We start from the raw sequence: 26496 nt of genomic DNA on the forward strand, positions 1-26496 counted from the left end.
CTACCTTTTCAGGATGAGAAGTGTCTCCCATAATGTAACGTTGTACGTGTTACAAAATAATACAAGGACTTTCAGATGAAAAAATTGCTTCCACTGGCCATTGTGGCCGCGCTTTCTGCCGGATCCATTCTTTCCGCTCAAGCGGCTGAGGTGTCCGGTGCAGTAGGTGTAACGGGCCAAGGCGATATGACGTATCGTCTGGGAATGGGCTTCGACTGGAACAAGAGCTGGTGGGAGACATCCACGGGACGCCTGACAGGTTACTGGGATGCTGGCTATACCTACTGGGAAGGCGCTGACCATTACTCTTCCGCCAAGCATTCCCTGTCTTTCGCTCCGGTATTCGTATACGAGTTCGGTAATGGCTCTGTTAAGCCTTTTATTGAAGCCGGTATCGGTGTGTCTGTCTTTTCGAGCACTCGTGTCGGTGAACAGGACCTGGGCTCAGCCTTCAATTTTGAAGACCGCATTGGCGCAGGCGTAAAGATCGGCGAAACCCAGCGAGTTGGCATTCGCGCGACGCATTACTCCAATGCAGGTATCAAGGAGCCTAACGACGGTATCGAATCGTACGCGCTGTTCTACAGCCACACGATCTGATTCATAGTCGTTTCGCTAGAGCCGGACCTTGAAGTCCGGCTTTTTCATGCTTGGCGTTTGGCAGGCTTGGGCAGGTTTCTGAACGCCATCAAGGCGCGTTCACGACTCTCCTTGACTTCGACGATAGGCGCTGGGTAGTCCTTGATAGCACGCTGCCACCGCTTGAACGGGTTATGAATAGCCTTGTCATTGAGCGAGGCCAGCTCTGGAACCCAGGTACGAATGAAGCGTCCCTTGGGATCAAACCGCTCCGATTGCGAATAGGTATTGAATATTCGGAAATAGGGCACGGAGTCAGTGCCAGTCGAGGCGCTCCACTGCCATCCACCATTATTGGCAGCCAGATCGCCATCGATCAGGTTTTGCATGAACCAGCGTTCACCTTCGCGCCAGTCAATCAACAGATTCTTGCTCAGAAACATGGCAGTGATCATGCGCAGCCGGTTATGCATCCAGCCTGTTTCACGCATCTGGCGCATGGCTGCATCAATGATCGGAATGCCGGTTTTGCCGTATTTCCATGCGTCAAGATCGTCTGTATTTCGCCGCCAGGGTAGCGCTTCGGTATGCGGGTGAAACGCTCTGCTCATCGAAACATGGGGATAGCCTACCAGAATGTGCTTGTAGAACTCTCGCCATAGTAACTCGTCGATCCAGGTCGATGCGCCTAGCGCTCCGGCCGTCAGCTCGCCCCGGTTGGCGCTCAATACGGCGTGCAGACATTGGCGAGGGGAGAGCACGCCTGCTGCAAGATAAGAGGATAATTCACTGGTGCCAGGGTGAGAAGGAAAGTCCCGGTCGTGGTGATACACCTCCATGCGCTCATCGACAAAGCGACGCAGTCTGGCATGCGCTTCATTTTCACCCGCGGGCCATTGCTGCTGTATCGTGCTTGAAACCATCGTATAGGAGTTTATCTGGTTAGGTACGGGATCCGATTCGATGGAGCGCGCAGTCTGGACATGGGGCGGCGGGCTAAGCGGTGGAAGGCTATGCTGTAGGAGGTTGATGCAGGTTTTACGGAACTGGCCAAAGACCCTGAAGTAGCCTCCGCTTTTCGTCAGCACTGAGCCAGGCTCGAAAAACAGTTGGTCCAAATGACAATAAAAGTCTATTCGATTGCAGTCCAGCGCTGCCTTTACTGCCTCATCACGACGTTGTTCGTTGACACCATATTCAGCATTGACATGAACGGCCTGAATACCATGTTGTTGGCTTAGCTTGGCGACAATAGCGGCCGCATCAGCCCAGCGAGCCACTTGACGAATCAACAGGGGGATGTTGAGCGTATGCAGCGTCTCGGCCAAGACTTTCAGGTTCCGGCGCCAGAAGTCGACCTTGGCAGGAGAGTCATCGTGTTCCTGCCATTGTTCCGGTGTAATCAGATAAAGGGCCAGCACTGGTCCGGCCGCGCAGGCTGCAGCCAATGCCGTATTGTCCCGTACACGAAGATCGGTACGGAACCAGACGAGTTGGGTCATACGTGTTCTGCCATCAACCCCAATGCCTGAAGACGGCTAAAGACATCCAGAGGGTCATAGGCCACATTCAATGCGTTTTTGCTGACGTCATCCAGTAATTTGGCGGCCGGACCGGCAATGATGACGGGAGCAGGGCATGTCTCAGCCAACCTGCGCAGCTGTTGTATCTGCTGTGATTCCAGCGGAGCATTTAAATACAGTACAAGGCAGCGCGGCGACATGCGTTCGGCGGCCAGTGCGTAGGCATCCAGCGCAAGCGGCCATTCCAATGTTTCAATTGGACAGTCGGCGTTGCTCAATAGCCAGGCGCTGAGCCAGAGTCCGGCATTCATTGGTGTTTCAGCCAGACTGGCCAGCAGAACGGACTGCCCTTTGAGTTGATAATTATTGTGGTAAATCCGTGCCCCAAGCTTGCTACGCAGCCAGGACAGAAAAAAGGATTGCTCCAGGGAGCCAATCAGAGGCGCCTTGCGGTGCTGTTCAAGATGCTCGACCAGCGGCATCAGCAATTGTTCGCACAGCACCCGGGGCGGGTAAAGGGCTGCCGTTCGGTTATAAGCTTCATCCAGACGTCGCCCAGCCAGCTCACGCACAGCGTCCAGCATTTCCTGGCGCAGCGCGACCCAGGGGGTGTCATTGGGCGATGAAAGCGGGCGCTGACTGTCCAGCAGTGCCTTGACCTGGCCAACAGCAACGCCACGGTTGATCCAGGCCAGAATGTTTTTGATGCGCTCGATATGGCTTTCACCATAAAGGCGGTGCCCTTTAGGTGTTCGCTTGGGAATGATCAGCCCGTAGCGTCGCTCCCAGGCTCGAAGTGTGACGGCATTGACCCCCGTGCGTCGGGCAACTTCACGTATGGGAAGCCAGCCTTCATTCAAGGCGGCCTGATAGTCACCGTCCCCTTCGATTTCTGTTAGGGACTTGCTGGGTATGGACTGCATGTCAGATGGCATTTCTCAAGCTCAAATCTTCCGGGTGCGGTTGCAGGTAGGATTGCTCGATCACGTAATCATGGGGATGGCGGCGGAAGTGATGCTTGAGCAGTGTCAGGGGCACCACCAGTGGAACAATACCGCTGTGATACTGCTCGATCAGGCGCTGCATTTCTTCTTTATCCGCCGGGCTCAGCGCATTCTTCAAATAACCAAACAGATGATACAGGACGTTGCAGTGGGTTCCCCGGGTAGCGCAACGCTTGAGTGCGCTCATCACACCCTTGAAGTAGTGAGGGCCCAGCTCCTGTGGATCGTGTAGCCCGATTTCACCCAACATGCGTCCCAGTGTTCTGAACTGCTCGGGGGCATTGGCCATCAGCTGGTACTTATAGCGGGAATGAAAGCCGAGGATCGCTTTGCGTGTCAGGCCTTCGCGCAACAGCTGTTGCCACTGTGCATAGGCGAACACACGTGTCACGAAGTTTTCCCGGAGCACAGGGTCATTCAGCCGACCTGCTTCCTCAACCGGTAACTCTGGGCGAAGCTCACAGAAGACACGAGCAAATACACCCTGGCCTTCAGGCTGACTGGGCATGCCGTGTTCTGAATAAATCTTTACGCGCTCCATTCCGCAGGAAGGCGATTTTTGCATGAAGATGAATCCAGATAGATCATCCAGCTCGGCCGCCATTTTCTTACCATAGTTAGCCAGCGCATCCGTTACGTCGAGTTCCCGGTTGACTGTACCTACGGCTCGCGTTTGTTCAGGTGTGCCAACCAGACGGATCGGTTCACGGGGCGTACCCAGGCCAATCGCCATTTCCGGGCACACCTGTACAAAATCGAAATGCTCGGCAAACGTGTGGCTGCACAAGCGGGATTCCTTGTGTCCGCCGTTGTAGCGGACCGGCTCGCCCAGCAGGCAGGCGCTGATTCCTAGCTTGGGACGAGGTAATGACGTCGATTGGCGAAAAGGCATGCGCCACCTCCAAAATTGAACGTACAAAACTTATACAAACTATTATTCTTGTACAAGTTCAATATCGTTATTGACCAGAGGTGGCGGTGATAATTCGACAAATCAGACGCAAGGTAGGTGTGCTGCGGAGCGCCGCGAGCCTTGCGCGGCGCTGGATGAGGTCATTCTAGATGATCAAGCAAACGGCTGGCGGCATCAAAGCCGCTCAGCCAGGCACCTTCTACACGGCCTGTACCACACCAGTCTCCACACGCATAAATACCCAGGTCCGCGTCAGCCAGTGTGCCCCATTGATGGCCTTGCGCCGGACGCGCATAAAGCCAGCGATGAGCCAGCGTGAAAGCCGGTTCAGGTACCGCGCAACCGATGAGTTCGGCAAAGGCACCATGAAGCTGTTCGATAACCTGTTCCTTGGATGCATCCAAGTGTTCTCGACTCCAGGCGCTGGTTCCATGGAGAACCCAAGTGTCGTAGTCGGTTTCCCGGCCTGGCTTGCAGCGGTTGCGAGCGAACCAGTCCAGCTCACCTTCCTGAACGAAGCAGGCTTCAACAGGCGTATCAAGCGGCGTCTTGAAGGCCAGTGCAACCGACCAGGTCGGATCCATCACCACACTGGCCGCTACTGCGGCAAGCTTTGGCGCAGTGGCCAAGAGCGGCGTCGCCTGGGGTGCAGGTGTTGCGATGATAACGTGGCTGAACGGGCCGTGGTTGTGACCGTCGGCGTCCTGCAGGGACCAATGTTGGGGCCCACGGAATGCTTCGGTAATCCGGCAGCCAAAGGACACCGGCAGATCCCCTACCATGGCTCGGGTAATAGCGCTCATACGGGGTATGCCGACCCAGCGCGGCTGCTCATCCTGAGAGGGTGTGAGCGCGCCCGCCCGGTACTGGTACAGGGCTGGGTCCCACTCCGCTACGCAGCCTTGGGTGCGCCATTGGCTGACCGCATCGATGAAACGGCGGTCACGGGCAGTGAAGTATTGGGCTCCCAGGTCAAGCGAGCCGAAATCGCTCCGCTTGCTGGCCATACGGCCTCCACTTCCACGGCTTTTTTCGAACAGATGAACCTCATGTCCTGCCGCGTTGAGGACATGGGCGGCGGAAAGCCCGGCAATGCCGGCGCCGACGATGGCGATGGGTGCTGTCATGAAAGGCCTCGCTTGTCTTGGCAGAACCTGTCGACGAACGTTTTGCAATTAAGCAGGCTCTACGAGTACGACTGTGACAAAGCTGATCCAGTTGCACTATGACCTTAACAAACAAACCTGAAGAGGTCTTCAGCGCGACGCGTTAATGTGGCCCCAAATGAAGAAGGAACGACGACATGCATATAGTGCTGACCGGCGGTACAGGCTTGATCGGCCGGGCGTTGTGTCATGACTGGCTGACGAAAGGGCATAGCCTGACCGTGTTGAGCCGCTCGCCCGACAAAGTGGCCCGTGAGTGCAGCGCTGCGGTGCGCGCCATTGCCCGGCTGGACGAAATAAACGGCGAGCCGGTCGATGCGGTTATCAACCTGGCCGGCGCGCCTATAGCGGACAAACCCTGGACGTCATCGCGCAAGGCTGAGCTCTGGCGGAGCCGGATTGCGCTGACCGAATCCTTGGTGGACTGGATGAGGGCGCAGCCAAAACCGCCCAGGGTGCTGCTTTCCGGATCTGCTGTCGGCTATTACGGCGATGGGGGAGAGAAGCCGCTCAAGGAGGGTGATGCGGTCCCTGGCCATGACTTTGCCAGCGAGCTATGTGTAGCCTGGGAACAGGTCGCTAATGAGGCAGAGGCTCTGGGTGTTCGTGTCGTCACGCTTCGGACAGGGTTGGTGCTGGCCGCGGATGATGGCTTTATGCAGCGTCTTTTGCCTATGTTTCGCCTGGGCCTGGGCGGGCGCCTGGGCAGCGGACGTCAATGGATGCCCTGGATTCATTTGAAAGATCAAATCGGGGCCATCGATTTTCTTCTGAACCAGGAGTCGGCCAGTGGCCCTTATAATCTGTGTTCACCACAACCGGTACGTAATGCCGATTTTGCACAGGCTCTAGGACGTGCACTGCATCGTCCCGCACGAATACCTGTTCCCGCCTTTGCCTTGCGCCTGATGGGAGAGATGTCGAGTCTGCTGCTGGGTGGGCAGAGAGCCTTGCCTCAGCGATTGCTGGAAGCAGGTTATACCTTTCGCTTTACCGATTTGGACGCGGCACTGAACGACCTGCTGCGCGCTAAGGACTATTCATGACTGATCACGCATTATTGCTCGTCAACCTGGGCTCCCCGGCGTCGACGTCGGTACCTGATGTACGGCGCTATCTCAACCAGTTCCTGATGGACCCCTACGTAGTAGATCTGCCATGGCCCGCGCGTCGCCTGTTGGTCTCCCTGATCCTGGCCAAGCGGCCGGCGGCCTCGGCCCATGCTTATTCGTCCATCTGGTGGGAAGAGGGCTCTCCGCTGGTTGTGCTCAGCCGTCGCCTGCAGGATGCCATGCGCGCCAAATGGACCCATGGCCCGGTGGAGTTGGCGATGCGGTACGGCGAACCCTCCATTGAGTCGGTATTGACCCGGTTGGCGAAGCAGGGCGTTTCCGAAGTTACTTTTGCGCCGCTTTATCCTCAATTTGCCGACAGCACGGTCACTACCGCTGTGGAGCTGGCCCGCAAGGTCATTCTGGAGCAGCGTCTGAAACTGAAGATGCATATGCTGCCGCCGTTTTATGACCAGCCTGAGTACCTGGAGGCGCTGGTTAAGAGCACCGAATCCTATCTCCAGCAGCCGTTCGATCATGTATTGATGAGTTTTCATGGTCTGCCCGAGCGGCATCTGCACAAGTCCGACCCAAGCGGTACACATTGCCTGAAGGGCGCTGACTGCTGCCAGAACGCCAAGGGCGCGGTGTTGGAAAGTTGCTACCGTGCGCAATGTATCCGCACAGCGGAAGGATTTGCCCGCGAGGCAGGCCTGAGGCCGGATCAGTGGTCCTTCTCGTTCCAGTCGCGCCTTGGCCGCGCCAAGTGGATCGAGCCTTACACCGAGGCACGCCTCGATGAGCTGGCTGCCCAGGGAGTGAAGCGTCTTCTGGTAATGTGTCCTGCGTTTGTCGCGGACTGTATCGAGACGCTGGAAGAAATTGGCATGCGCGGCAAGGAGCAATTTGAAGAAGCCGGTGGTCAGGAGCTGGTACTGGTGCCCTGTCTAAATGATCATCCCGCGTGGGTTGATGCGCTCACTACCTTGTGTGAGCGGGTGCCCCGTGCGGTGTGAGTCTAGAATCTGAATATAAAAAGCCCCGCTCTAGCGGGGCTTTTTTTACAGAAGACTATCCGGCGGCGGTGCGTCCTTACGCCAGTGATTGTGTCCCGGTAACAGCAGGTTGAGCCCAATGGCCACAATGCCGCAAAGCGAAATGCCCTTCAGACCAACCTCGCCATTACCGATCACGATGCCGCCGATCCCAAAGACCAGGGTCACCGATACGATTACAAGGTTGCGTGCCTCGGACAGATCGACCTGATGACGAATCAGGGTATTGAGGCCGACCACGGCAATCGAACCGAACAGCAGGCAGAGGATGCCGCCCATGACTGGCACCGGAATGCTCTGCAAGGCGGCACCGAATTTACCGACGAAGGCGAGGGCAATGGCAAAGCCGGCCGCCCAAAGCATGATCTTGGGGTTGTAATTCTTGGTCAGCATGACCGCGCCGGTTACTTCGGCGTAGGTCGTATTGGGCGGTCCGCCAAACAGGCCGGCCGATGAAGTGGCGATACCATCACCCAGTAGGGTACGGTGCAGGCCGGGGTTTTTCAGATAGTTGTTGCCGGTGACGCCGCCCACGGCAATGACGCCGCCCACGTGTTCGATGGCTGGCGCCAAGGCGACCGGCACCATGAACAGGATCGCTCCCCAGTGGAATTCAGGGGCGACAAAATGGGGAACGGCCAGCCAGGGGGCTGCAGCAATCGCATCGGTATGCACCAGGCCAAATAGGAACGCAAGGGTATAACCCACGATGATTCCGGCCAGGATCGGTACTAGCTTGAAAATGCCGCGGCCGTAGATAGCCACAATCAGCGTGGTTATCAGCGCAGGCATGGAAACCAGCATGGCGGTGGCATAGGGGACCAGCTGCGCACTGCCATCGCCAGCCTTGCCCATGGCCATATTGGCTGCCACCGGGGACATGCCAAGACCAATGGAAATGATGACTGGTGCAATCACGACCGGGGGCAGGAGCCGGTCGATGAAGCCAATCCCCTTGAGCTTAACGGCCAGGCCCAGGAAGGTATAAACGAAACCGGCCGCGACCACGCCACCCAGCACGGAAGGCAGACCGAACTCGGCCTTGGCCGCAATGATCGGAGCGATGAACGCAAAGCTTGACGCCAGGAAGACCGGCACTTGACGGCCTGTCACGAGGTGGAACAAGAGCGTGCCCAATCCGGCAGTAAAGAGCGCAACGTTTGGATCCATGCCGGTAATGAGTGGCATCAGGACCAATGCGCCAAAGGCGACAAACAGCATTTGTGCGCCAGACAAAATCTGTCGCCATAGCGGATCGTTATGAGACTGCACTATCAGGTGTCCTTTTGCTTGGTGCCGAAGATCTTGTCACCGGCATCACCAAGTCCAGGCAGGATGTAGCCATGCTCATCCAGACGCTGATCTACGGAGGCGGTATAGATGCTGACATCGGGGTGAGCCTTCTCAACTGCGGCAATGCCTTCCGGTGCCGCCACGAGGACCAGGGCACGAACTTCCTTGGCGCCTGCTTTCTTGAGCATATCGATGGTGGCAATCAGGGAGCCGCCAGTCGCCAGCATCGGATCAATGATCAGCGCCAGGCGGCGATCTAGCTCACCCACGAGCTTTTCTAGGTACGTATGGGCTTCCAGGGTCTCCTCATTACGAGCCAGACCGATTACGCTGACCTTTGCACTGGGAATGAGGCTGAGCACACCATCCAGCATGCCGATACCCGCGCGCAGGATAGGAACAACGGTTACCTTCTTGCCAGAAATCTTCTCGACCGCTACGGTGCCACACCAGCCTTCGATATCAACGTTTTCGACAGGCAGGTCTTTGGTGGCCTCATAGGTGAGCAGGGCGCTGACTTCTTGTGCCAATTCCCGAAAATTTTTGGTGCTAATATCGGCCCGCCGCATTAATCCAAGCTTGTGGCGGATCAGCGGATGTCGAATTTCATGGATGGGCATGGGAATGGTCTCCGGCGTACTGGCAAAATTACGCTAGATTAAATCATTAGGGTCCCTTTCGGGCAGATGTTTTGTCGCGATTGGCTTGCTCGCCGACGGTTAGCCCGGTAACTTTGCCGCCTTTTACCCAAGCCTGCCCCGCAGGCAGGTGTGTACCATGTCTGGAGAGTCCCCTATGTCCGCCGATCTCGATCATATCTGTAATGTCATGGCGGAGGCCGACTGCCTGTTCGACGAAAGCCAGGTAGAGGCAGCCATTGGCAAGGTGGCCGAGGCAATTACGGCTGATCTGGCTGACCGTAATCCTGTCATGTTCTGCGTGATGAATGGCGGTTTGATCTTTGCCGGCAAGCTGGCAACCAAGCTCAATTTTCCGCTGGAGATGTCCTATCTGCATGCGACCCGCTATCGCAATCAGACAACTGGCGGTGAATTGTTCTGGAAGGCCAAGCCGGAAATTTCCTTTATTGACCGTGATGTACTGATCGTCGACGACATTCTCGACGAAGGGCATACGCTCAATGCCATCATCGAATTCTGCAAGCATGCCGGTGCCAAGGCAGTGCATACGGCCGTACTGATCGATAAGGATCATGATCGCAAGGCCGTTCCTGGCCTGAAAGCTACTTATTCCGGGCTGTCCTGTATCGATCGTTACATTTTTGGCTACGGTATGGACTACAAGGGCTACTGGCGCAACGCACCCGGTATCTACGCGGTAAAAGGTCTCTAATATGCGGGGTCCGGCGTTCATCGATCAGGTACTGTTCGCCGGGCTTACCCAACAGGCGGCAGACAGTCCTCGCCTGCGCTACCACCATGGTTTTCATACCATGGATGAGCCCTGTCATCGCCTGTCAATCGGCATGCAGCCAGACACCTACATTGCGCCTCACCGGCATCTGGACCTGACCAAGGCCGAAACGCTGCTGGTGCTCAAGGGACGTATTGGTGTCCTGTTCTTTGATGAAGAGGGAGCGCTGACCGGACAGCGTCTGCTTGAGGCGGGTGGTGATTGTGTGGGGGTCGATTTTCCTCCAGGCCTCTATCATTCGCTGGTGGTGCTTGAAGCCGATACTGTTATCTTCGAATGCAAGGCAGGCCCTTTCCGCGCCTTGCAGGATAACGAGTATGGTCCCTGGGCGCCGCGCGAGGGCGAGCCGGGAACCCAGGCCTATCGAGACTGGATGGCGGCCCGCTTCGAGTCCTGACCGCTCGGCTGAGCATGATTTTGGGCGTTGAGTGACGGGGTGGGGCGGAGTAATATGCGGCCCTCTCGTTTTCCGCACAGGTACTTTGCGATGCGTAAGGACAAAAAGCAGGTAATCGGCGAGGAAATCAGCGACGATAAGATCAAGCTGTTTCTCGCAGTCGAACCGGCCGATGATACGCCGCCTTCCCTGCATAAACTGGTAAAGGCATACCGTGGATTGAGAGCTGACGACTTTGAGCGTTTCGTTGGTTTCTTCGTCGAAGCGGGTTATGACCTGGACGCTCGTGATGCAGAGGGTCAGGACTTCATCGATCTGATCCGTGCCCATCGCAAGGCTGAGCCGTACGTGGATGCGGTGCGTGGCGCTCACGCCTGATCACCTGTTCTGAAAAGCCCGCCTCCGTGATAAGGACGCGGGCTTTTTTACGCCTTTTGCTTGAGGTGCAGAATAGGGTAAGGCTTGCCGAGGCTATCTACGGCAGAGCGCCCTGTCACGGTGAACCCTTGTGCCAGGTAAAAGCCTTTGACCCCATCGTTCTGCTCGTTGACGTCTACCGTTAGTCGGCCGTGCAGCCCGGCCGCATGGCGCAAGAGTCGCCTCCCATGTCCTTGACCATGTCGGGCTGGATCAACAAAAAGCATGTCCACGCTGCTCTGAGTAAGGCCGATGAATCCCGCAGGCTGACCGTCATCGGACAAGCTGACCCACGTTTCCAGGCTGGGCAGGTAGCTGTCACGCACCAGCGGGCGGAAAAAGTCGATGTCGTCCTCAGGTAAAAAGCGATGGGTTGCCCTGACGGCCTGTTCCCAAATCTCGACCAGCAAGGGAATGTCTGTAGGCGTTGCGCGTCTTATGGACATGGTATGCCTCGTGTGTACGTGATGCATTTATTTGAGCACGTCGCCCTGCTGTTTGCAGCGTTTCGCTTGCGGCGGCTCATACAGTGCTGTCAGGCATTCACGGGCTGGGTATACTGCCTGCCATCAACGACCCACATGAAGATGGAGTAGAGCATGCGCAATCGCTTGTTGCTTGGTCTGATCGCTGTTGCCGGACTGGCTATTGCCGGCTGTGCCAGCAGTCCACAGCAATTGAGTCCGCAACCCAAATTGACAGCCCCAATCGCTGCGGTCGGGCACGGGCAGCCTGTTTCGGTACGTGTCGTGGACGGTCGCTCGTCATTCTCGTTGGGAACTCGGGGCGGTTTGTATCCTGAAACCAGTACCGTGTCGGTCCAGAGCAACGATGTTATTCCAAAACTTCAGGCTGAAGCGGAATCAGCGGTTCGTCTGCTGGGCTTCACGCCAACGCCCAATGCCTACAATGCTCCCCAGCTGACGCTGACCTTGGCAGAGCTGAAGTATCAGTCGCCCAAGGAGCTGTACGTCACCTCGGCCAATATTGGCGCAACCTTCAAGGTGGATGTGCGTAACAGCATGCGTGGCTACAGTGGTCGCTATGGCGCCTCGCTGGAGCAGCGTTTCGGTATGGCACCCAATACGGCAACCAATACCAAGCTGGTAAGCGATGTGCTGAGCGATGCGTTGACCCGTGTCTTCAAGGACCAGACCATCGCCCAGGTTCTTAACGGGCAGTAAGCCTGTTATCTGAAAAAGCCCCGGCAACGGGGCTTTTTTGATTCAACCAACTTAATCCAGTGGTCGCCCTGCCAGGAGCCGATACTTGTTCAGTACAGGCTGGGCATATTGGCGGATCATCTGCAGGCGGTATTCGGCAGGGCAATTATTGAGTCGCTCCTGCCACTTCTGCCGAGCTTCAGCCAACTCGTCTGCTGGGAACAGGCTTTCTGCCGAGGGTACGGTCAGTGACTCGTCACGGCCGTCCCAGCGCTCATAGGCCAGGTGGTTGGCAGGGAAAAGTCGATAGTTGGTCAGGATGCGGCGGTCCATTTCGGTTGCCAGCTGCTTGGCATCGCTGAATTCGCCGGTCAGCATCTCGCCAAACTCCACATGCACGCGTCCCTTGTAGCCCGTGATGCCCAGGGCAATGCTGACGTCATCCTCGCCAGGCGCCTTGGCATAGGTGCCGGTGGTTTCACGAATATAGAGTTCACGGGCCTTGGCCAGATCGCAGGGATCATACTCATAGCTGATCGACACAGGCACGATGTGCAACGCCTTTACCATATCGGCAAAGGAGTCGTCCTTGCAGCCCATGTGAAACATCTTGAGGATGGCTGAATCGGTGCGGTCGTCTCCATCCTTGGCCCGGCCTTCGGCCTGGGCGATCCAGACGGACTGGCCATCCTGGCGAATGGAGTAATTGATATAAGCCGAAAGCGTCTGATACGCCGCAAGCTTTTCACGCCGTCCGGTGATGGAGCGGTGGACGATAAAGCTCTTGTTCAAGCGCATGAGGTCGCTGACGAAGGGCTTCTGCAAGAGGTTATCGCCAATGGCGATGCGCGGGGTTGGCAGCCCAGCATGATACACAGCGTAATTTACAAAAGCCGGGTCCATGACGATGTCACGGTGGTTAGCCATGAACAAGTAGGCACAGCCGCTACGTAGATTATCCAGGCCCGAATAAGTCACACCATCGGTGGCTTTCTCAATCGTACGATCGACATAAGGCTCCAGTTTGTCCTGAAGCATGCTGACGCTGGTGATACCGGACACTTCCTGACGCAGCCGATGGCGCAGCATAGGCTTTAACAGCCATCCAAACGGGCTGGACAGTTTGGGGAAACGGTAGCGGGTCAGGATGTCGATAAACTGCTCATCATTGATGAGTCGGGCCAAGACGGCAGGGACTTCTGTATCGTTGAAGGGTCGAATGGCTTCGAACTCGCCCATATCGTTCTCTTTTTAATAACAAGTGGCGACACGTGTCGCAAAGTGGCGGCCATAGTAGAGCGCGCAGCGAGAGATGCAAGCCGAATACGGCGTTAATGTCGCCCCTGGCGATTCCAATCATCGCAAAAACACGGTGCCGGAGCCTATTAGGAGCCCATTATGCTGGAAAGCCAACCGTATGAGTGTCCTTACTGCGGAGAACCTGCCGAGGCGGTGGTAGACCTGTCGGGTGGCGATCAGTCGTACTATGAGGATTGCCCCGTCTGTCGCAGACCTATCTTTTTTATCTTACACACAGAGGGTATGACATGGTCTCTCGAAAGTCGGCGAGAGGATGAATGATGCTCCGGATCTATGAGCCGCGAGATCTCCTGGAGGCAGAAATGCTGCTGGCCATGCTGGATAGTGAGGGTATTGACGCGCATTTGGCGGGGCGCCATTTGATAGGCGCCATTGGCGAGTTGCCTGCTATTGGGCTGCTGGGAATTGCCGTGCATGATGCAGATGCTCCGCGCGCCCGCGAGCTGATTGCCGATTACAACGCTGCTCAGCCATTGCCTTGTGAAGACCCGGACAGCGGGCCGGCCGTGTTATTGTGCTGAACCGGTAGTCGGCTTTGCCTGAAAAAGCGAACCGAATCGCCCTGTTTGTTTTCTTGCCTGGTTGTGTATGTCTGGACGCTACGCCTTGTTTCGCTGGCCTCCCGAGGTAACTCGGATGACCGGTTTCCCAGCGGACTATCAGCCGCGCTGGAACATCTCTCCCCATGCCCAGGTGCTATTCATGCGGCACCATGAGGGCGAGTGTCGTGTCGACAGTGGCCGTTGGGGCCTGACGCCCGCCTGGCTCACGGATCTCTCGCGCACGCCCACCCATGCCCGGGCGGAAACGGTAGCGGATCAGCCTATGTTTCGCGAAGCATTTGCCCAGCGCCGCTGCCTGTTGCTGGCCAATGGGTTTTATGAATGGCGAGGGACTTCGCGCAAGCGGGCCTTCTGGATGATCAATGGCGAGCCGCTGGCTTTCTTTGCAGGCATCTGGGAGGCCTATCCGGTCATGGGGCAGGTCTATTTGAGTGTGGCCATGCTGACTCAGCCCGCCGGAGGACTCCGTCGCCCGCTGGTGCTGGCCGAGGCCGAACGGGACGCCTGGCTTTCGCCCACGACAGAGCCGCACGTCCTGAATGAGATCCTGCTGAAGCCCTCAATGCCGCTGCGTGAGAGAGTGCTTGCCGGTATTGTGAATGATCCCTCAGTAGACGGGCCGGAGTGCCTGACGCCGCTCTAGTCGTTGGGCTGGCAATGCCGAACTGCTAGCCGTGTCACTCGTCGCTTGGTCGGTAGGAGTTGTCGAGACTGGCGGGGCGACCTACCATCTGCGCAGTCGCGCAATCAGGAGAGTGTCATGCGTCGTGTTTTACCCATCGTCGGTCTTTCGCTTTCAGTACTGCTCAGCGCATGTCAGGCGGTGAATACCACTAGCGGAAATGCTGTTGGGGTTGAGCGTAAGCAGTATATGTTCAGCATGTTGTCGGCTGATCAGGTCAACCAGATGTACTCGCAGTCGTACCAGAAGACGGTTACCGAGGCGAAAAACGCCGGCAAGCTGGCCAACGATACGGCTCAGGGCAAGCGAGTACAGGCAATAGCCAAGCAGTTGATTGCTCATACGTCTGCGCTGCGGGCGGATGCAGCCAACTGGGATTGGCAGGTCAACGTGCTCCAGAATGATGAAGTGAATGCCAACTGCGGCCCGGGTGGAAAAATCTTTGTTTATACCGGCCTGCTTGATCAGCTAAAGCCTACGGACGACGAACTGGCAGCCGTGATCGGGCATGAGATTGCCCATGCGTTGCGTGAACACAGCCGCGAACAGATGTCCCGCGCTTATGCCATCGAGATGGGACAGAGCATTGGCGGGGCGCTGCTGGGCATTGGTCAAGGTGGCATGCAGCTGGCGGATCAGGTCACTCAGGTTAGCCTGAGCCTGCCGTTCAGCCGCTCCAACGAGAACGAAGCTGACCTTATTGGCCTGGAACTGGCCGCGCGCTCTGGCTATAACCCCAATGCCGCCGTGACGCTCTGGCAGAAGATGGCCAAACTGAGCAATGGCAATCAATCGCCAGAGATACTCAGTACCCACCCATCCGATGACAAGCGGATGGCCAACCTGGAAGCTGCGATTCCAAGGGTTATGCCGTTCTACGAGGCCAGCCGCAAGTCGTAACAGGCGGCTTCATCGAGATAAAAAGCCCCGGTTGCTTGATGGCCGGGGCTTTTTGTATTCAGAGAAGAAGTTAGAGCACACCGCTTAGCTCAAGCGCGTGATAAGCCGCCGCGAGAGCCAGAATGCCGAATGCTGTAGCGGCAAGTCGGCGGATCAACACCAATGGCAACCGGTCAGCGGCAAAGTTTCCTGCGAGTACAACGGGTACGTTGGCCACAAGCATGCCCAGTGTCGTGCCCATGACGACCAGAATGAAATGAGGGTATTGGGCCGCCAGCATCACCGTGGCGACTTGTGTCTTGTCTCCCATTTCCGCCAGGAAGAACGCCACCAGCGTTGTCAGGAAAGGTCCAGAGCTTTTTTTAAGGCCTGATGCCTCATCTTCGTCCAGCTTGTCCGGGATCAGCGTCCAGAGGGCGACGGCTACAAATGAAATCGCCAGAATCCAACTCAGGGCCGTCTCGCTGAAGAAGCGGCTGACCCAGCTGCCAACGGCGCCGGCAACAAAGTGGTTGGCCAGCGTCGAAGCCACCATTCCCATGATGATAGGCCAGGGCTTACGAAATCGGGCAGCCAGCAGCAGAGCAAGCAGCTGAGTCTTGTCACCTATTTCTGCAAGGGCGACGACCAGCGTAGGGACTAACAGGGATTCCATCAGGTTTCCAAAAGGGGCGGGCATTAATTAGACAAATGACATGCATGCCTTCCCACCCCGGGTAAAGGCTGCATGTCATAGGTCTTGTCAAACCCGCAGGTCGCGAACGCCATGGTCGAGGACCAAGTATGTTGACGGACGCCTGGCGCTGATGGCCAGAGACTACTCCCCTAGGACGGCGCGCATTCTGCCCAAACATCCAGGCAGGTGCAATTCAAAAGAGCGATACGCTGTCTCTATCAGCGGCGGAAGGCCTGGTAGATACGAAAGCCGTCACGCTCTGCCAATACCTTGCAGGGCCCCAGATGTTGCTCGATCAGCGGGGGATACCTGAGAAAGCTGTTGGCCACAATACGCAGCTCGCCGCCTGGGCGCAGGTGATGGACGGCTTCGCGTAGCAGGGTCTCGCTGGCTTGATAATGTGTATGTACGCCCTGGTGAAACGGCGGGTTGCTGATAATGGCGGCCAGCCCAATGGGCGCCGCAGCGATACCGTCGCCAGCCAATACGGTGCCGTCCAGTTTGTTGGCAGCCAAGGTCAGGCGGCTACTCTCTACCGCAAATGCGTCCACGTCGAGCATATGAAGGTCATTTTGGGGATAGCGCTGTTTGAGCGATGCACCTACTACACCTGCGCCGCATCCGAAATCCAGCAGCGCACCAGCAGGTAGATTATCGAGGTGTTCGAGCAGAAGGGCGCTCCCCTTGTCGAGCCGCCCGTGGCTGAACACACCTGGCAGGCTGACTACATGCAGCATTGAACCGGCAACATCCAGCTCGAAGCGCTCGGCCCGCTCATGCAGCATGACGGGGGCTGCCTCAGGATGTGAGACCTTCCACAACTGACAGTGCCGAGCATTGTCCAGCTTGCTGGCGGCCCCCAGCAGAGCCAGCTGTTTGGCAGCCCGCTCGATTCCACCCCGCTTTTCGCCTACCACATACAGTGTCCCTTGAGGGACCATGGCCGCCAAGACGCTGAGCAGGTGATCCGTCAGCTCTCTGGACTTGGGCAGGAATAGTACGGCGGTATCGTATGGCTGAGCAGGTGTAGAGGTTCCGAAGTCGACTCTCCCGGGAAAGCGAGCCTGGAAATAGGCCTCATCGCCTGCATGCCAGGTCCAGCCATGTGCCTCCGGGAGGTGGCTCAATAGATCATCTGCAGGTAATCCTGCCAGCAAGGTTCGGCCTTGAAAATGCTCGGGCTGACGGAGCAGGACTTCGCTGCGTGGATCCATGGGCGTCCTCGGTAAAAAAAGCGCGAAGCTTAGCAGACCGTGCGAGTCGGCGCGCCCGCAAAAAAGGCGGTTGCGTTATCGGTCAGCTGACCGATGATCCGCTGGCGAGCCTCCCGGCTTCCCCATGCACTATGAGGCGTCACGATAAGCCTGGGAATGTCGTGGGCGAGGAGGGGATTTCCGTCTTTTGGCGGCTCCTGGGTGAGGACGTCCGTGGCGGCGCCTCCCAGATGACCGCTCCGCAGGCAGTCGGCCAATGCCTGTTCGTTCACGATACCGCCTCGAGCCGTATTGATCAGAAAAGCGGTGGGCTTCATGGCAGCCAGTTGCGGAGCATCGATCAGGTTGCGCGTGGCGTCGGTAAGGGGGCAATGCAGGCTCAACGCGTCTACCTGGGGCAGTAGCGCTTCCAGCGGTATGTAGCCTTCGCGCACTGGCCGTCCAGGCAACTGACCCAGCAGGATACGCATGCCAAATGCTTCCGCCAGGCGAGCAACTGCACCGCCAAGCTCACCGTGACCCAGGATGCCAAGCGTCTTGCCTTCCAACTCCATGATGGGATAGTCGAGCAGGCAGAACTGCTTGGCTTCCTGCCAACGTCCGGCCTGAACATCGCGCTGATAATCCGACAGTCGCGTGGCCAGGGCCAGCAGGAGCGCGAGCGTGTGTTGTGCAACGGAAGGCGTGCCGTACCCCTGACAATTGCAGACGGTTATCCCATATTGGCGTGCTGCGTCCAGATCCACATTATTGGTGCCGGTGGCGCTGACCAGTACCAGCTTGAGCGATGGGCATGCAGAAAGGCAGTCAGCGGTCAGGCTGACCTTGTTCACGATAGCCACCTCCACCGTCTGCAGGCGCTCGATAATCTCGTCAGGCGCGGTGGCCGGGTAGACGTGGAATTCGCTGAAGACTGCCTTCAACGGAGCTGGATCCAGATCTCCCAGGTCCAATGAGGCATAATCCAGAAAGGCGGCACGACGGGCTAGGCTCATGGGGTGTCCTTATGATTATTGGCCGGAACTGCCAGCCTAGCAGAAGCCCCTGGCGCAGGGGCAAGGTAGTAAGCTGACAGGCATGAATTATCTCGCTCATCTCCATCTTGGCGGTTCAGATCGTGAACAGCTGCTGGGAAGTCTTTACGGTGACTTCGTCAAAGGTCCTCTCGATAATCGCTGGCCCTTGGCTATCGAACAGGCTATCCGCCTGCATCGCCGTATTGATGCCTTTACCGACAGCCATCCCTTGATTGATCGTGCCCGTGCACGCTTTCCCGAGGCGCGCCGGCGCGTCAGCGGTATCCTGGTCGATGTCTTTTTCGATCACTGCCTCAGCCGGCACTGGGCTGCTTACGCCGACCAGCCGCTGGAAGCTTTTATTGCGCGGTTCTATCGTATTCTGCTGTCGGAGCCTGATTTGCCGCCACGGCTGGCGAGGATCGCGCCGCGTATGGCAGCTCAGGACTGGCTAGGCAGTTATCAGGAGTTCGGGATCATCGAACAGGTCATCAATGGTATGGCGAGTCGACTGTCCCGGCCTGTACTCTTTGAGGGCGCCTTTGCGGAAGTAGAAGCACGTTATGCGCTGCTTGAGCAGGACTTCTTTGACTTTTATCCCGAACTGCTGGCGTTCGTTCGTCAGGCGCAGCGGGATCGCTATTGATTCAGGTCAACATGCACAACGGCTTGTGCGCATAGAGTCACCGCGCTATTACGCGAGGTCCCTATGCGCCGCGATCCAATTGTGCTGTTTGATAACGGCTCCCATAAATGTTTGTGCTTCGATAGCCTGGTTACAGGAGACGGAGTGCAATCCAACCAGTTTCTCATCATCGATCATGATGAATATCTACTATTCGATCCCGGCGGTGATCTGACCTATACGCCGCTGTCGCTGGAGCTGTCCAGGCATATTCCGCTGCAGGATCTGACCTATATCTTTGCATCGCACCAGGACCCCGGCATTATCGCGGCGCTGGACAAATGGCTGCTGCATACGCGGGCTCAGGTCATCTGCTCGAAGCTGTGGGCACGCTTTCTGCCTCATTTGACGGCTGGCTATCTGTCCATTAGTCACAACCTGTCGGTCTTTGAGCGAATCATACCCTTGCCTGATCGGGGCCAATCTTTTCCGGCTGGGCCGATGCACCCTCATGGCCGTTCCCGCCCACTTTCTGCATTCAGTCGGTAATTTCCAGCTATACGATCCTGTCAGTCGAATTCTCTTTTCGGGCGATATGGGTGCCTCACTCGTGGATAATGCGGCACCGGTCGAGAATTTCGAGGCTCACATGCCCAGCATGGAGTGCTTTCATCGACGCTACATGGCCTGCAACAAAGCCTGCCGGCTATGGGCAGGCATGGTCAGGGAAATGAATGTTGCCATGATCGTGCCTCAGCACGGGCGGCCCTTTGCGTCGCCACCCGTGATCAAGGCGTTTCTGGACTGGATCGAAACCCTGGAGTGCGGGATCGACCTAATGACGCAGGAAGACTATCGCTTGCCTGCATGAAGGTAATGCTTGGGCGGATACTCCTGATGTAGCCGCTCCAGCAGTTCATCCTTGGCTGTCCAAAGCTGGTTAACCCAGGCCTGAAAGGCTGCGCGGTATTCGCTGTCCAGGTCGTAGCTCTTGCCCAGAAAGGCTGCGGGGATGGCAATCTCTTCGACACGCACGACAATGGCTGCAATCCGGCCGGAGAGCAGATCCCAAAGGCTCGGCGTTCCGTTGGGATAGTGGATGGTAACGTTGACCAGCGAATGCAACTGCTCTCCCATCGCATCCAGCACAAAGGCGATACCGCCCGCACGCGGGCTCAACAAGTGACGATACGGCGCGCGCTGGGCGTCATGTTTGGCTTGGGTGAAACGGGTTCCTTCCAGAAAATTGAAGATTCCCACCGCCGTATCGCGAAAGCGCGCGCAGGCCCGACGCGTAGTCTCAAGGTCCTTGCCACGCTTTTCGGGATGGCGGGCCAGATACGCTTTCGAATAGCGCTTCATGAAGGGAAAGTCGAGTGCCCACCAGCACAATCCAATGACAGGCACCCAGATAAGCTCTTGTTTGAGGAAGAACTTGAGCGGACGGATATGGCGATTCATCAGGTACTGTAGCGCAAAGATATCAACCCAACTCTGATGGTTACTGGTCACCAGATAGGAGTGTTTGTAATCAAGGCTGGCGAGCCCGCGGACATCCCAGTGGATGCGACCCGTCAGGCGAATCCAGAGATGATTGCCACTGATCCAGGCCTCGTGGATGGCATTCATGAGGCGTCTGGACAGCCGTTGTGCAGTCGGGAAGGGCAGGCACAGCTTGAGTAGCGTTACGGCAAACAGCGGCCAGCACCAGAACAGGGTGTTGACCGCCAGGAGCAGGCCGCCCACAAGACCACGGACCAGGCTAGGTAGATAATGAAGCATCAAGCGTTCCCAACAGCAAAAAGGCGGCAAATCATAAAACAAGCCAGCGTCGGGAGACATGCTTCATAAGCGCTCACGGCAGGATTAAACCGGATTGGCCTCATGCCATTCAGCTTTTGGCGCACCAGCCGCATGGAAATGATTGTCCGATATGCTTCAAGCGCTGCGCCTCGTCGGTTACCCAGGTACGGGTTTGCCAGGGTGGGTCGTGGCGGAGGTGCTGGCTGTGTCCACAACTCAATAAAACTACCCAATGACCCTCTTCATCCTGATAAAAATCCAGAATGACACTCGTCTGCTTTGATGGCGGTGGGTCGCAATCGGGGCGATTGCCGCGTACACTTGACCTTTCATTCATCTTATTCAAAGGTTTTTACCATGCAGATTGCGGCCAACAAAGCGGTCTCCATCGACTATACCCTGACCAACGACGCCGGTGAGGTTATCGACAGTTCCGCTGGCGGCGCCCCGCTGGTATATCTGCACGGTGCAGGCAACATCATTCCGGGCCTTGAGCGTTCGCTTGAAGGCAAGCAGGCTGGCGATGAGCTCAACGTTGCCGTCGAGCCTGAAGATGCGTATGGCGAGTACAGCCCTGAGCTGGTCGCTACCCTGAACCGCAGCATGTTCGAAGGTGTGGACGAGCTGGAAGTGGGCATGCAATTCCACGCTTCCGGTCCAGACGGCGGCATGCAGATCGTTACCGTGCGCGACATCGATGGCGATGACGTGACTGTTGACGGCAACCACCCGCTGGCTGGCCAGCGCCTGAACTTCAAGGTCAAGGTTGTGAACGTGCGTGATGCCTCTTCTGAAGAAGTCGCTCACGGTCACGTACACGGTGAAGGTGGTCATCAGCACTAAAACGCGACGGAAATCCTAGTGTGGCGGGAACGAACCCACACTAGAATGTCCAAGCGAGAGCGTCCGAAAGGGAACAGCCCGGTCGGACGCTTTTTTTACGCCTACTGTATTCACAAGGAGCACATCATGAGTGCGTTCCACGATCTCACCTTGCAAGGGCTGGATGGGAAGGATCTCCCCCTGGCACCTTACAAAGGCAAGGTGGTGTTGGTGGTTAATGTGGCATCCAAATGCGGATTGACCCCGCAATATGCGGGCCTGGAATCGCTGTATCAGACCTACCGCGACCGCGGGTTGGTCATCCTGGGCATTCCATGCAATCAATTCGCAGGCCAGGAGCCTGGAAGCGATGCGGATATTCAACAATTCTGTAGCACGAACTATGGCGTGTCGTTTCCTCTGTCGAGCAAGATCGAGGTAAACGGCCCGACACGTCATACCCTGTACCGGCAGTTGGCTGGTGAAGGTGCGGAGTTTCCCGGAGAGATCACCTGGAATTTCGAGAAATTCCTGGTAGGTCCCGATGGCCGGGTTCTGGCTCGTTTCAGCCCACGAACTGCGCCGGATGATCCCAATCTGGTTCAGGCCATCGAGAAAGCGCTTCCCTAGCGCAAAGGCGGCGGGGCGAGCCGCGCAGTTACCGAGGCTCCCCCGCTGCAGGCAATGCCTTTGCGCCACCCTCTCTGACCCAGAACAGCGTCGCGCCGGCCACTGCTGCAGGCATGAACAGCACGTTCACGACCGGGACCAAAAGGGCCAGGTACGTAATTCCGCCAAATCCCAGGCAGCGTGTCCGCTTGCTACGTAACCAGGCCAGCATTTCGGTAAAGCCCAGCTTGTGGTTGTCCGCTGGATAGTCGATGTACTGCACCGCCATCATCCAGACGCCAAACAGCAGCCAAAGCGGTGGAGCAATCAGATTAAGCCCTGGAATGAACGAGAGCACCAATAACCCCAGTGCACGGGGTAGGTAGTACCGCAGTTTTTTGAATTCCCGCACCATGGTTCTGGGAATGATGGCAACTAACTCTCCCGTGCTGAACGGCGGGAAGTCGTCCTGGCCGCGTACCACGACCTCAACCTTCTCAGAGAGAAAGCCGTTGAAAGGCGCCGCAATGATGTTAGCCACCATGGTGAACGTGAAATAGATCATGAACAGGACGAGTACGAAGAAAAAAACGTACAGCAACGGTACCAGTACATAATCCAGAAAGCTTAAGTATGAAGGAATGGAGGGCATCAGATGATGCACCCAGCCATTGAACTTGCTTAGCGCAAAGCTGATCGTTGCGATGAACAGGATGAGATTGATCGACAGGGGCAGCACGACAAAGCGACGCAGGCCAGGCCGCAGGATCAGTTTCAGGCCTTCACTGAAATACAAAAGGCCGGATAAAGGCTTGCTCATTCAAAACTCCGGTAGCGAGTAAGAGCGCAATAATGAAGCCTTATTACGGTCGAATGCCAATAGTGACCTGTAAACAGCCGTGACGTGATTCTAGGGATGTGCGTTGTGGCGTACCATAGTGTCCGACATCAGGCGGGTCCGCATAGGTTATGCCTATGATTTGGATTGAAACTCGCCATTTTATCCAAAGCGGCAAGCCGCGTAGGCTGCTGCCTTATCGCGTTAAGGAGAGGCTAATGAGCGTTCTGGTAAACAAGCAGGCCCCGGATTTTACAGCTCCAGCTGTTCTAGCTAACGGTACTATCGTCGAGAACTTCCAGCTGTCCACTTTGCGTGGCAAATACGTTGTGCTGTTCTTCTGGCCGCTGGATTTCACCTTTGTTTGCCCGTCGGAAATCATTGCCCACAATAACCGCATCGCTAAATTCCGTGAGCTGGGCGTAGAGGTCGTTGGTGTGTCCATTGACTCTACCTACACGCACTACGCCTGGCGTAATACGCCAGTAGAGAAGGGCGGCATTGGCCCGGTCGAGTTCACCATGGTGGCTGACGTCAAGCACGAAGTAGTTCGCGCCTATGGTATCGAGCATTCGGATGGCGTGGCGTTGCGAGCGTCTTTCCTGATCGACAAGGAAGGCGTCGTGCAGCATCAAGTGGTCAACAACCTGCCGCTGGGCCGGGAGGTGGATGAGATGGTGCGTCTGGTTGAGGCACTGCAGTTCACCGAAGAGCATGGCGAAGTCTGCCCGGCTGGCTGGCGCAAGGGGCAGAAAGGTATGAAGGCCGACGCAGAGGGCGTCGCCAACTACCTAGCTGAGAATGCTCATAATCTGTAACTATTGGGCAGGCAGGTCCTACACGGACCTGCCATCCAGAACAAGGTTCTGGATAATAAGCGGGAAATCCCGCACGGTTCGCGGGCTGTCGACTTTGTAAGCCTTCCCCTGGTGCTTCGACAGCCCTTTTTATTATTAGCACGTGTGCCGACGCCCTATGCGCGGCATGGAGACAAACATGTCTGAAGTTCGTCATGCTCGAGTCATCATTCTCGGTTCCGGCCCTGCCGGTTACACCGCGGCAGTCTATGCTGCACGCGCCAACCTCAAGCCGTTACTGATTACTGGCATGCAGATGGGCGGACAGCTGACTACCACGACCGAGGTAGACAACTGGCCGGGCGACCCCCACGATCTGACAGGGCCTGCGCTGATGGAGCGGATGCGTGAGCATGCCCAGCGCTTTGAAACCGAGATCGTGTTCGACCATATCAACGGTGTGGATTTGGCCAACAAGCCTTTCACCCTCAAGGGTGACAGTGGCACCTATACCTGTGATGCACTGATCATCGCAACCGGCGCCAGTGCCCGTTACCTGGGCCTGACCAGCGAAGAGAGCTTCATGGGTAAGGGCGTATCGGCCTGCGCCACCTGTGACGGTTTCTTCTACCGTAATCGTGAAGTGGCTGTGGTGGGCGGTGGTAACACTGCAGTGGAAGAAGCGCTTTACCTGGCCAACATTGCCAGCAAAGTCACGCTGATCCACCGCCGCGATACGTTCCGCGCTGAAAAGATTCTGCAGGACAAGCTGAAGTCCCGTGTGGCCGAAGGCAAAATCGAGCTGAAGCTCAACGCAGCTGTAGACGAAGTGCTGGGCGACAATATGGGCGTTACCGGTGTTCGCCTGAAGAACAACGATGGCAGCATGGATGAAATCCAGGTTGCCGGTCTGTTCGTCGCGATTGGCCATACGCCAAACTCCTCGCTGTTCGAAGGTCAGCTTGAGCTGAAGGATGGCTATGTAGTGGTCAAGGGCGGCCGTGAGTCCAATGCTACGGCAACCAGCATTGAGGGTGTGTTTGCTGCCGGTGATATCGCCGACCATACCTACCGTCAGGCGATTACCTCGGCGGGCGCTGGCTGTATGGCTGCGCTGGATGTCGAGCGTTACCTCGATGGCTTGGGCGATAACCTCTGGTAAGCCCTGTGGCTTCATGAAAAAGCCCCGCTTGTGCGGGGCTTTTTTGTTTGGCTGAATCAAGCTGGATCGCGATGATTCGGATAAAAGCTGCTCACTGGAACCTGTACGGTTTCACGAGCGGCTATGTCGATTCCTTCACTGGCGACCTCGGCCAGAAAATCAATCTCCTCCGGCGTGATGATGTAGGGCGGCAAGAAGTAGACCACGTTACCCAGCGGACGAAGCAGGGCTCCCCGGGTAAGTCCATGCTGGAATACCTTGAGGCCACGTCGTTCCTGCCAGGGAAATGGCGTCTTGGTGGCTTTGTCCTGAACCATCTCTATAGCGAGAGCCATTCCGGTCTGGCGCACTTCGCCGACATTGGCATGATCCACCAGATGCCGGGTGGCCTGTTGCATGCGCGCAGCCAGTGCTTGGTTGGCGTCTATTACCTTGTCGTCTGCAAAGATATCCAGCGTTGCCAGGGCAGCGGCGCAGGCCAGCGGGTTGCCTGTGTAGCTGTGGGAATGCAGGAACGCACGCAGGGTATCGTATTCATCATAGAACGCCTGGTAGACATCATCTGTAGTCAGGCAGGCTGCAAGAGGCAGATAGCCGCCTGTCAGGGCCTTGGATACGCACAGGAAGTCCGGGCGGATACCGGCCTGCTCGCACGCAAACATCGTTCCGGTGCGGCCAAAGCCGACGGCGATCTCGTCGTGAATAAGGTGCACGCCATAGCGGTCACAGGCCTCACGCAGTAGTTTCAGGTAAACCGGATGGTACATGCGCATACCGCCAGCGCCCTGAATCAGCGGCTCGACGATGACAGCGGCTACTTCCTGATGATGCTCCGCCAGGGTCTGCTCCATATGGGCAAACATGGCGCGGGAATGCGTTTCCCAATCCATGCCTTCCGGGCGCAGATAACAGTCGGGGCTGGGAACCTTGAAGGTATTCAGCAAGAGCGATTTATAGGTTTCGGTGAAAAGCGCAACATCGCCTACCGACATCGCCGCTACCGTTTCGCCATGATAGCTGTTGGTCAAGGTGACAAACTTGTTCTTTTCTGGCTTTCCACTGTTGAGCCAGTAGTGATAGCTCATTTTCAACGCAACTTCGATGCAGGACGATCCGTTATCGGCATAGAAAACGCGATCAAGGCCCGCCGGGGTCAGCTGTACCAGTCGTTCGGACAACTCGATCACAGGCTGGTGGCTGAAGCCGGCCAGAATCACATGCTCCAGTTGGTCAACCTGATCCTTGATCCGCTGGTTGATACGTGGGTTGGCATGACCAAATACATTGACCCACCACGAGCTGACCGCATCAAGATAGCGGTTGCCCTCAAAGTCTTCCAGCCATACACCACGACCAGATTTGATTGGGATGACTGGCAAGCGCTCATGATCTTTCATCTGAGTGCAGGGATGCCACAACACATCCAGGTCACGCTGCATCCACTCGGCATTCAGGCCCATAAAGGTCATCCTC

General features: G+C 56.8%; 30 protein-coding genes, 2 pseudogenes and 1 riboswitch. Of the genes and pseudogenes, 17 read left to right on the top strand and 15 right to left on the bottom strand.

Annotated elements, in window-relative coordinates; genetic code table 11:
• The first annotated feature begins 75 nt into the window (after positions 1-75).
• Entirely contained in the window at positions 76-600 is a 525-nt protein-coding gene (locus tag EAW52_RS05740) for an acyloxyacyl hydrolase (RefSeq protein ID WP_019364858.1), read from the top strand.
• A 44-nt stretch (positions 601-644) separates the two neighbouring features.
• Here the strand turns inward: EAW52_RS05740 and phrB are convergent, their stop codons facing one another.
• The 4 genes from phrB to EAW52_RS05760 form a co-directional block, all read right to left on the bottom strand.
• Entirely contained in the window at positions 645-2081 is a 1437-nt protein-coding gene (gene phrB / locus EAW52_RS05745; RefSeq protein ID WP_122041747.1) for a deoxyribodipyrimidine photo-lyase, read from the bottom strand.
• Positions 2078-3025 carry a MerR family transcriptional regulator gene (locus tag EAW52_RS05750; RefSeq protein ID WP_256680741.1) on the bottom strand — a complete coding sequence of 316 codons (948 nt, stop codon included), beginning with the start codon at positions 3023-3025 and terminating at the stop codon, positions 2078-2080. Before EAW52_RS05750 ends, phrB begins: the two co-directional genes overlap by 4 nt.
• Position 3026: 1 nt before the next feature.
• Positions 3027-3998 carry a DUF523 and DUF1722 domain-containing protein gene (locus tag EAW52_RS05755; RefSeq protein ID WP_122041749.1) on the bottom strand — a complete coding sequence of 324 codons (972 nt, stop codon included), beginning with the start codon at positions 3996-3998 and terminating at the stop codon, positions 3027-3029.
• Between the two features lie 161 nt (positions 3999-4159).
• Positions 4160-5146: an NAD(P)/FAD-dependent oxidoreductase gene (locus EAW52_RS05760; protein WP_122041750.1), complete on the bottom strand. Its 987-nt coding sequence runs from the start codon at positions 5144-5146 to the stop codon at positions 4160-4162.
• A 176-nt stretch (positions 5147-5322) separates the two neighbouring features.
• Here EAW52_RS05760 and EAW52_RS05765 point away from each other — a divergent pair, with 176 nt between their 5' ends.
• Both EAW52_RS05765 and hemH read left to right on the top strand, forming a co-directional pair.
• The gene (locus EAW52_RS05765; protein WP_122041751.1) at positions 5323-6231 is read left to right on the top strand and encodes a TIGR01777 family oxidoreductase; all 909 of its coding nucleotides are present in this window, start codon (positions 5323-5325) and stop codon (positions 6229-6231) included.
• Positions 6228-7253, top strand: coding sequence for a ferrochelatase (gene hemH, locus EAW52_RS05770; RefSeq protein ID WP_122041752.1), 1026 nt, complete (start codon positions 6228-6230; stop codon positions 7251-7253). Before EAW52_RS05765 ends, hemH begins: the two co-directional genes overlap by 4 nt.
• 45 nt (positions 7254-7298) lie before the next feature.
• Here hemH and EAW52_RS05775 read toward each other — a convergent pair whose 3' ends face one another.
• Positions 7299-8564: a uracil-xanthine permease family protein gene (locus EAW52_RS05775; protein WP_256680742.1), complete on the bottom strand. Its 1266-nt coding sequence runs from the start codon at positions 8562-8564 to the stop codon at positions 7299-7301.
• 2 nt (positions 8565-8566) lie between these two features.
• Entirely contained in the window at positions 8567-9205 is a 639-nt protein-coding gene (gene upp / locus EAW52_RS05780; RefSeq protein ID WP_122041753.1) for a uracil phosphoribosyltransferase, read from the bottom strand.
• Positions 9206-9380: 175 nt separating this feature from the next.
• Between upp and EAW52_RS05785 the strand changes: the two genes are divergently transcribed.
• From EAW52_RS05785 to EAW52_RS05795, 3 genes are all read left to right on the top strand, one after another.
• A complete protein-coding gene (locus EAW52_RS05785) occupies positions 9381-9938 on the top strand; it encodes a hypoxanthine-guanine phosphoribosyltransferase (protein WP_122041754.1) in 558 nt (185 codons plus the stop codon).
• Between the two features lies 1 nt (position 9939).
• Positions 9940-10416 (top strand): WbuC family cupin fold metalloprotein, encoded by a 477-nt coding sequence (locus EAW52_RS05790; RefSeq protein WP_122041755.1) that lies wholly within the window; start codon positions 9940-9942, stop codon positions 10414-10416.
• 90 nt (positions 10417-10506) lie between these two features.
• Positions 10507-10794: a PA4642 family protein gene (locus EAW52_RS05795; RefSeq protein WP_010795602.1), complete on the top strand. Its 288-nt coding sequence runs from the start codon at positions 10507-10509 to the stop codon at positions 10792-10794.
• A gap of 47 nt (positions 10795-10841) precedes the next feature.
• Here the strand turns inward: EAW52_RS05795 and EAW52_RS05800 are convergent, their stop codons facing one another.
• Entirely contained in the window at positions 10842-11279 is a 438-nt protein-coding gene (locus EAW52_RS05800) for an acetyltransferase (RefSeq protein WP_122041756.1), read from the bottom strand.
• Between the two features lie 153 nt (positions 11280-11432).
• On the opposite strand from EAW52_RS05800, the gene EAW52_RS05805 reads away from it, so the two are divergent.
• Entirely contained in the window at positions 11433-12017 is a 585-nt protein-coding gene (locus tag EAW52_RS05805; RefSeq protein ID WP_010795600.1) for a YajG family lipoprotein, read from the top strand.
• Positions 12018-12068: 51 nt separating this feature from the next.
• Here EAW52_RS05805 and EAW52_RS05810 read toward each other — a convergent pair whose 3' ends face one another.
• Positions 12069-13235, bottom strand: coding sequence for a 1-acyl-sn-glycerol-3-phosphate acyltransferase (locus EAW52_RS05810; protein WP_010795599.1), 1167 nt, complete (start codon positions 13233-13235; stop codon positions 12069-12071).
• A 159-nt stretch (positions 13236-13394) separates the two neighbouring features.
• On the opposite strand from EAW52_RS05810, the gene EAW52_RS05815 reads away from it, so the two are divergent.
• The 4 genes from EAW52_RS05815 (at position 13395) to EAW52_RS05830 (ending at position 15461) form a co-directional block, all read left to right on the top strand.
• Positions 13395-13577: a CPXCG motif-containing cysteine-rich protein gene (locus EAW52_RS05815; protein WP_122041757.1), complete on the top strand. Its 183-nt coding sequence runs from the start codon at positions 13395-13397 to the stop codon at positions 13575-13577.
• A complete protein-coding gene (locus EAW52_RS05820) occupies positions 13577-13837 on the top strand; it encodes a DUF2007 domain-containing protein (RefSeq protein WP_122041758.1) in 261 nt (86 codons plus the stop codon). The genes EAW52_RS05815 and EAW52_RS05820 overlap by 1 nt, the downstream gene beginning before the upstream one ends.
• 67 nt (positions 13838-13904) lie before the next feature.
• Positions 13905-14522, top strand: a complete 618-nt coding sequence (locus EAW52_RS05825) for an SOS response-associated peptidase (RefSeq protein ID WP_122041759.1) — start codon at positions 13905-13907, stop codon at positions 14520-14522.
• A gap of 117 nt (positions 14523-14639) precedes the next feature.
• Positions 14640-15461 (top strand): M48 family metallopeptidase, encoded by an 822-nt coding sequence (locus tag EAW52_RS05830; protein ID WP_122041760.1) that lies wholly within the window; start codon positions 14640-14642, stop codon positions 15459-15461.
• Positions 15462-15531: 70 nt separating this feature from the next.
• On the opposite strand, the gene EAW52_RS05835 is transcribed toward EAW52_RS05830, so the two are convergent.
• The 3 genes from EAW52_RS05835 to EAW52_RS05845 all read right to left on the bottom strand — a co-directional run bounded on the left by EAW52_RS05835 (position 15532) and on the right by EAW52_RS05845 (position 18346).
• The gene (locus tag EAW52_RS05835; RefSeq protein ID WP_162997597.1) at positions 15532-16116 is read right to left on the bottom strand and encodes a TMEM165/GDT1 family protein; all 585 of its coding nucleotides are present in this window, start codon (positions 16114-16116) and stop codon (positions 15532-15534) included.
• A gap of 37 nt (positions 16117-16153) precedes the next feature.
• Positions 16154-16299, bottom strand: a riboswitch (yybP-ykoY riboswitch).
• Positions 16300-16355: 56 nt separating this feature from the next.
• Entirely contained in the window at positions 16356-17351 is a 996-nt protein-coding gene (locus EAW52_RS05840) for a class I SAM-dependent methyltransferase (protein ID WP_122041761.1), read from the bottom strand.
• A 29-nt stretch (positions 17352-17380) separates the two neighbouring features.
• The gene (locus EAW52_RS05845; RefSeq protein WP_122041762.1) at positions 17381-18346 is read right to left on the bottom strand and encodes a 2-hydroxyacid dehydrogenase; all 966 of its coding nucleotides are present in this window, start codon (positions 18344-18346) and stop codon (positions 17381-17383) included.
• Positions 18347-18428: 82 nt separating this feature from the next.
• On the opposite strand from EAW52_RS05845, the gene EAW52_RS05850 reads away from it, so the two are divergent.
• Complete coding sequence (locus EAW52_RS05850; protein WP_122041763.1) at positions 18429-19013, top strand: ACP phosphodiesterase; 585 nt, start codon at positions 18429-18431, stop codon at positions 19011-19013.
• 63 nt (positions 19014-19076) lie between these two features.
• A pseudogene (locus tag EAW52_RS05855) lies at positions 19077-19863 on the top strand (MBL fold metallo-hydrolase).
• Here the strand turns inward: EAW52_RS05855 and EAW52_RS05860 are convergent.
• The gene (locus tag EAW52_RS05860) at positions 19845-20774 is read right to left on the bottom strand and encodes an acyltransferase (RefSeq protein ID WP_122041764.1); all 930 of its coding nucleotides are present in this window, start codon (positions 20772-20774) and stop codon (positions 19845-19847) included. The pseudogene EAW52_RS05855 and the gene EAW52_RS05860 overlap by 19 nt on opposite strands.
• A gap of 109 nt (positions 20775-20883) precedes the next feature.
• Positions 20884-21184, bottom strand: a pseudogene (locus EAW52_RS05865) (DUF3565 domain-containing protein).
• Here EAW52_RS05865 and EAW52_RS05870 point away from each other — a divergent pair.
• Both EAW52_RS05870 and EAW52_RS05875 read left to right on the top strand, forming a co-directional pair.
• Positions 21153-21638, top strand: a complete 486-nt coding sequence (locus EAW52_RS05870; RefSeq protein ID WP_010795588.1) for a peptidylprolyl isomerase — start codon at positions 21153-21155, stop codon at positions 21636-21638. The pseudogene EAW52_RS05865 and the gene EAW52_RS05870 sit on opposite strands and share 32 nt — an antisense overlap.
• 126 nt (positions 21639-21764) lie before the next feature.
• Entirely contained in the window at positions 21765-22247 is a 483-nt protein-coding gene (locus EAW52_RS05875; RefSeq protein ID WP_010795587.1) for a glutathione peroxidase, read from the top strand.
• Positions 22248-22275: 28 nt separating this feature from the next.
• Here EAW52_RS05875 and cysZ read toward each other — a convergent pair whose 3' ends face one another.
• The gene (gene cysZ, locus EAW52_RS05880) at positions 22276-23046 is read right to left on the bottom strand and encodes a sulfate transporter CysZ (protein ID WP_122041765.1); all 771 of its coding nucleotides are present in this window, start codon (positions 23044-23046) and stop codon (positions 22276-22278) included.
• Positions 23047-23282: 236 nt separating this feature from the next.
• Between cysZ and EAW52_RS05885 the strand changes: the two genes are divergently transcribed.
• Positions 23283-23882, top strand: coding sequence for a peroxiredoxin (locus EAW52_RS05885; protein WP_010795585.1), 600 nt, complete (start codon positions 23283-23285; stop codon positions 23880-23882).
• Between the two features lie 178 nt (positions 23883-24060).
• On the top strand, positions 24061-25023 hold the full coding sequence (gene trxB / locus EAW52_RS05890) for a thioredoxin-disulfide reductase (protein ID WP_122041766.1): 963 nt from the start codon (positions 24061-24063) through the stop codon (positions 25021-25023).
• Positions 25024-25079: 56 nt separating this feature from the next.
• Here the strand turns inward: trxB and EAW52_RS05895 are convergent, their stop codons facing one another.
• Complete coding sequence (locus tag EAW52_RS05895; protein ID WP_122041767.1) at positions 25080-26483, bottom strand: adenosylmethionine--8-amino-7-oxononanoate transaminase; 1404 nt, start codon at positions 26481-26483, stop codon at positions 25080-25082.
• Positions 26484-26496: the final 13 nt, after the last annotated feature.

The organism is Pseudomonas sp. LTJR-52, from assembly GCF_003691465.1.
In the GTDB taxonomy this organism is placed as follows: domain Bacteria; phylum Pseudomonadota; class Gammaproteobacteria; order Pseudomonadales; family Pseudomonadaceae; genus Chryseomonas; species Chryseomonas luteola.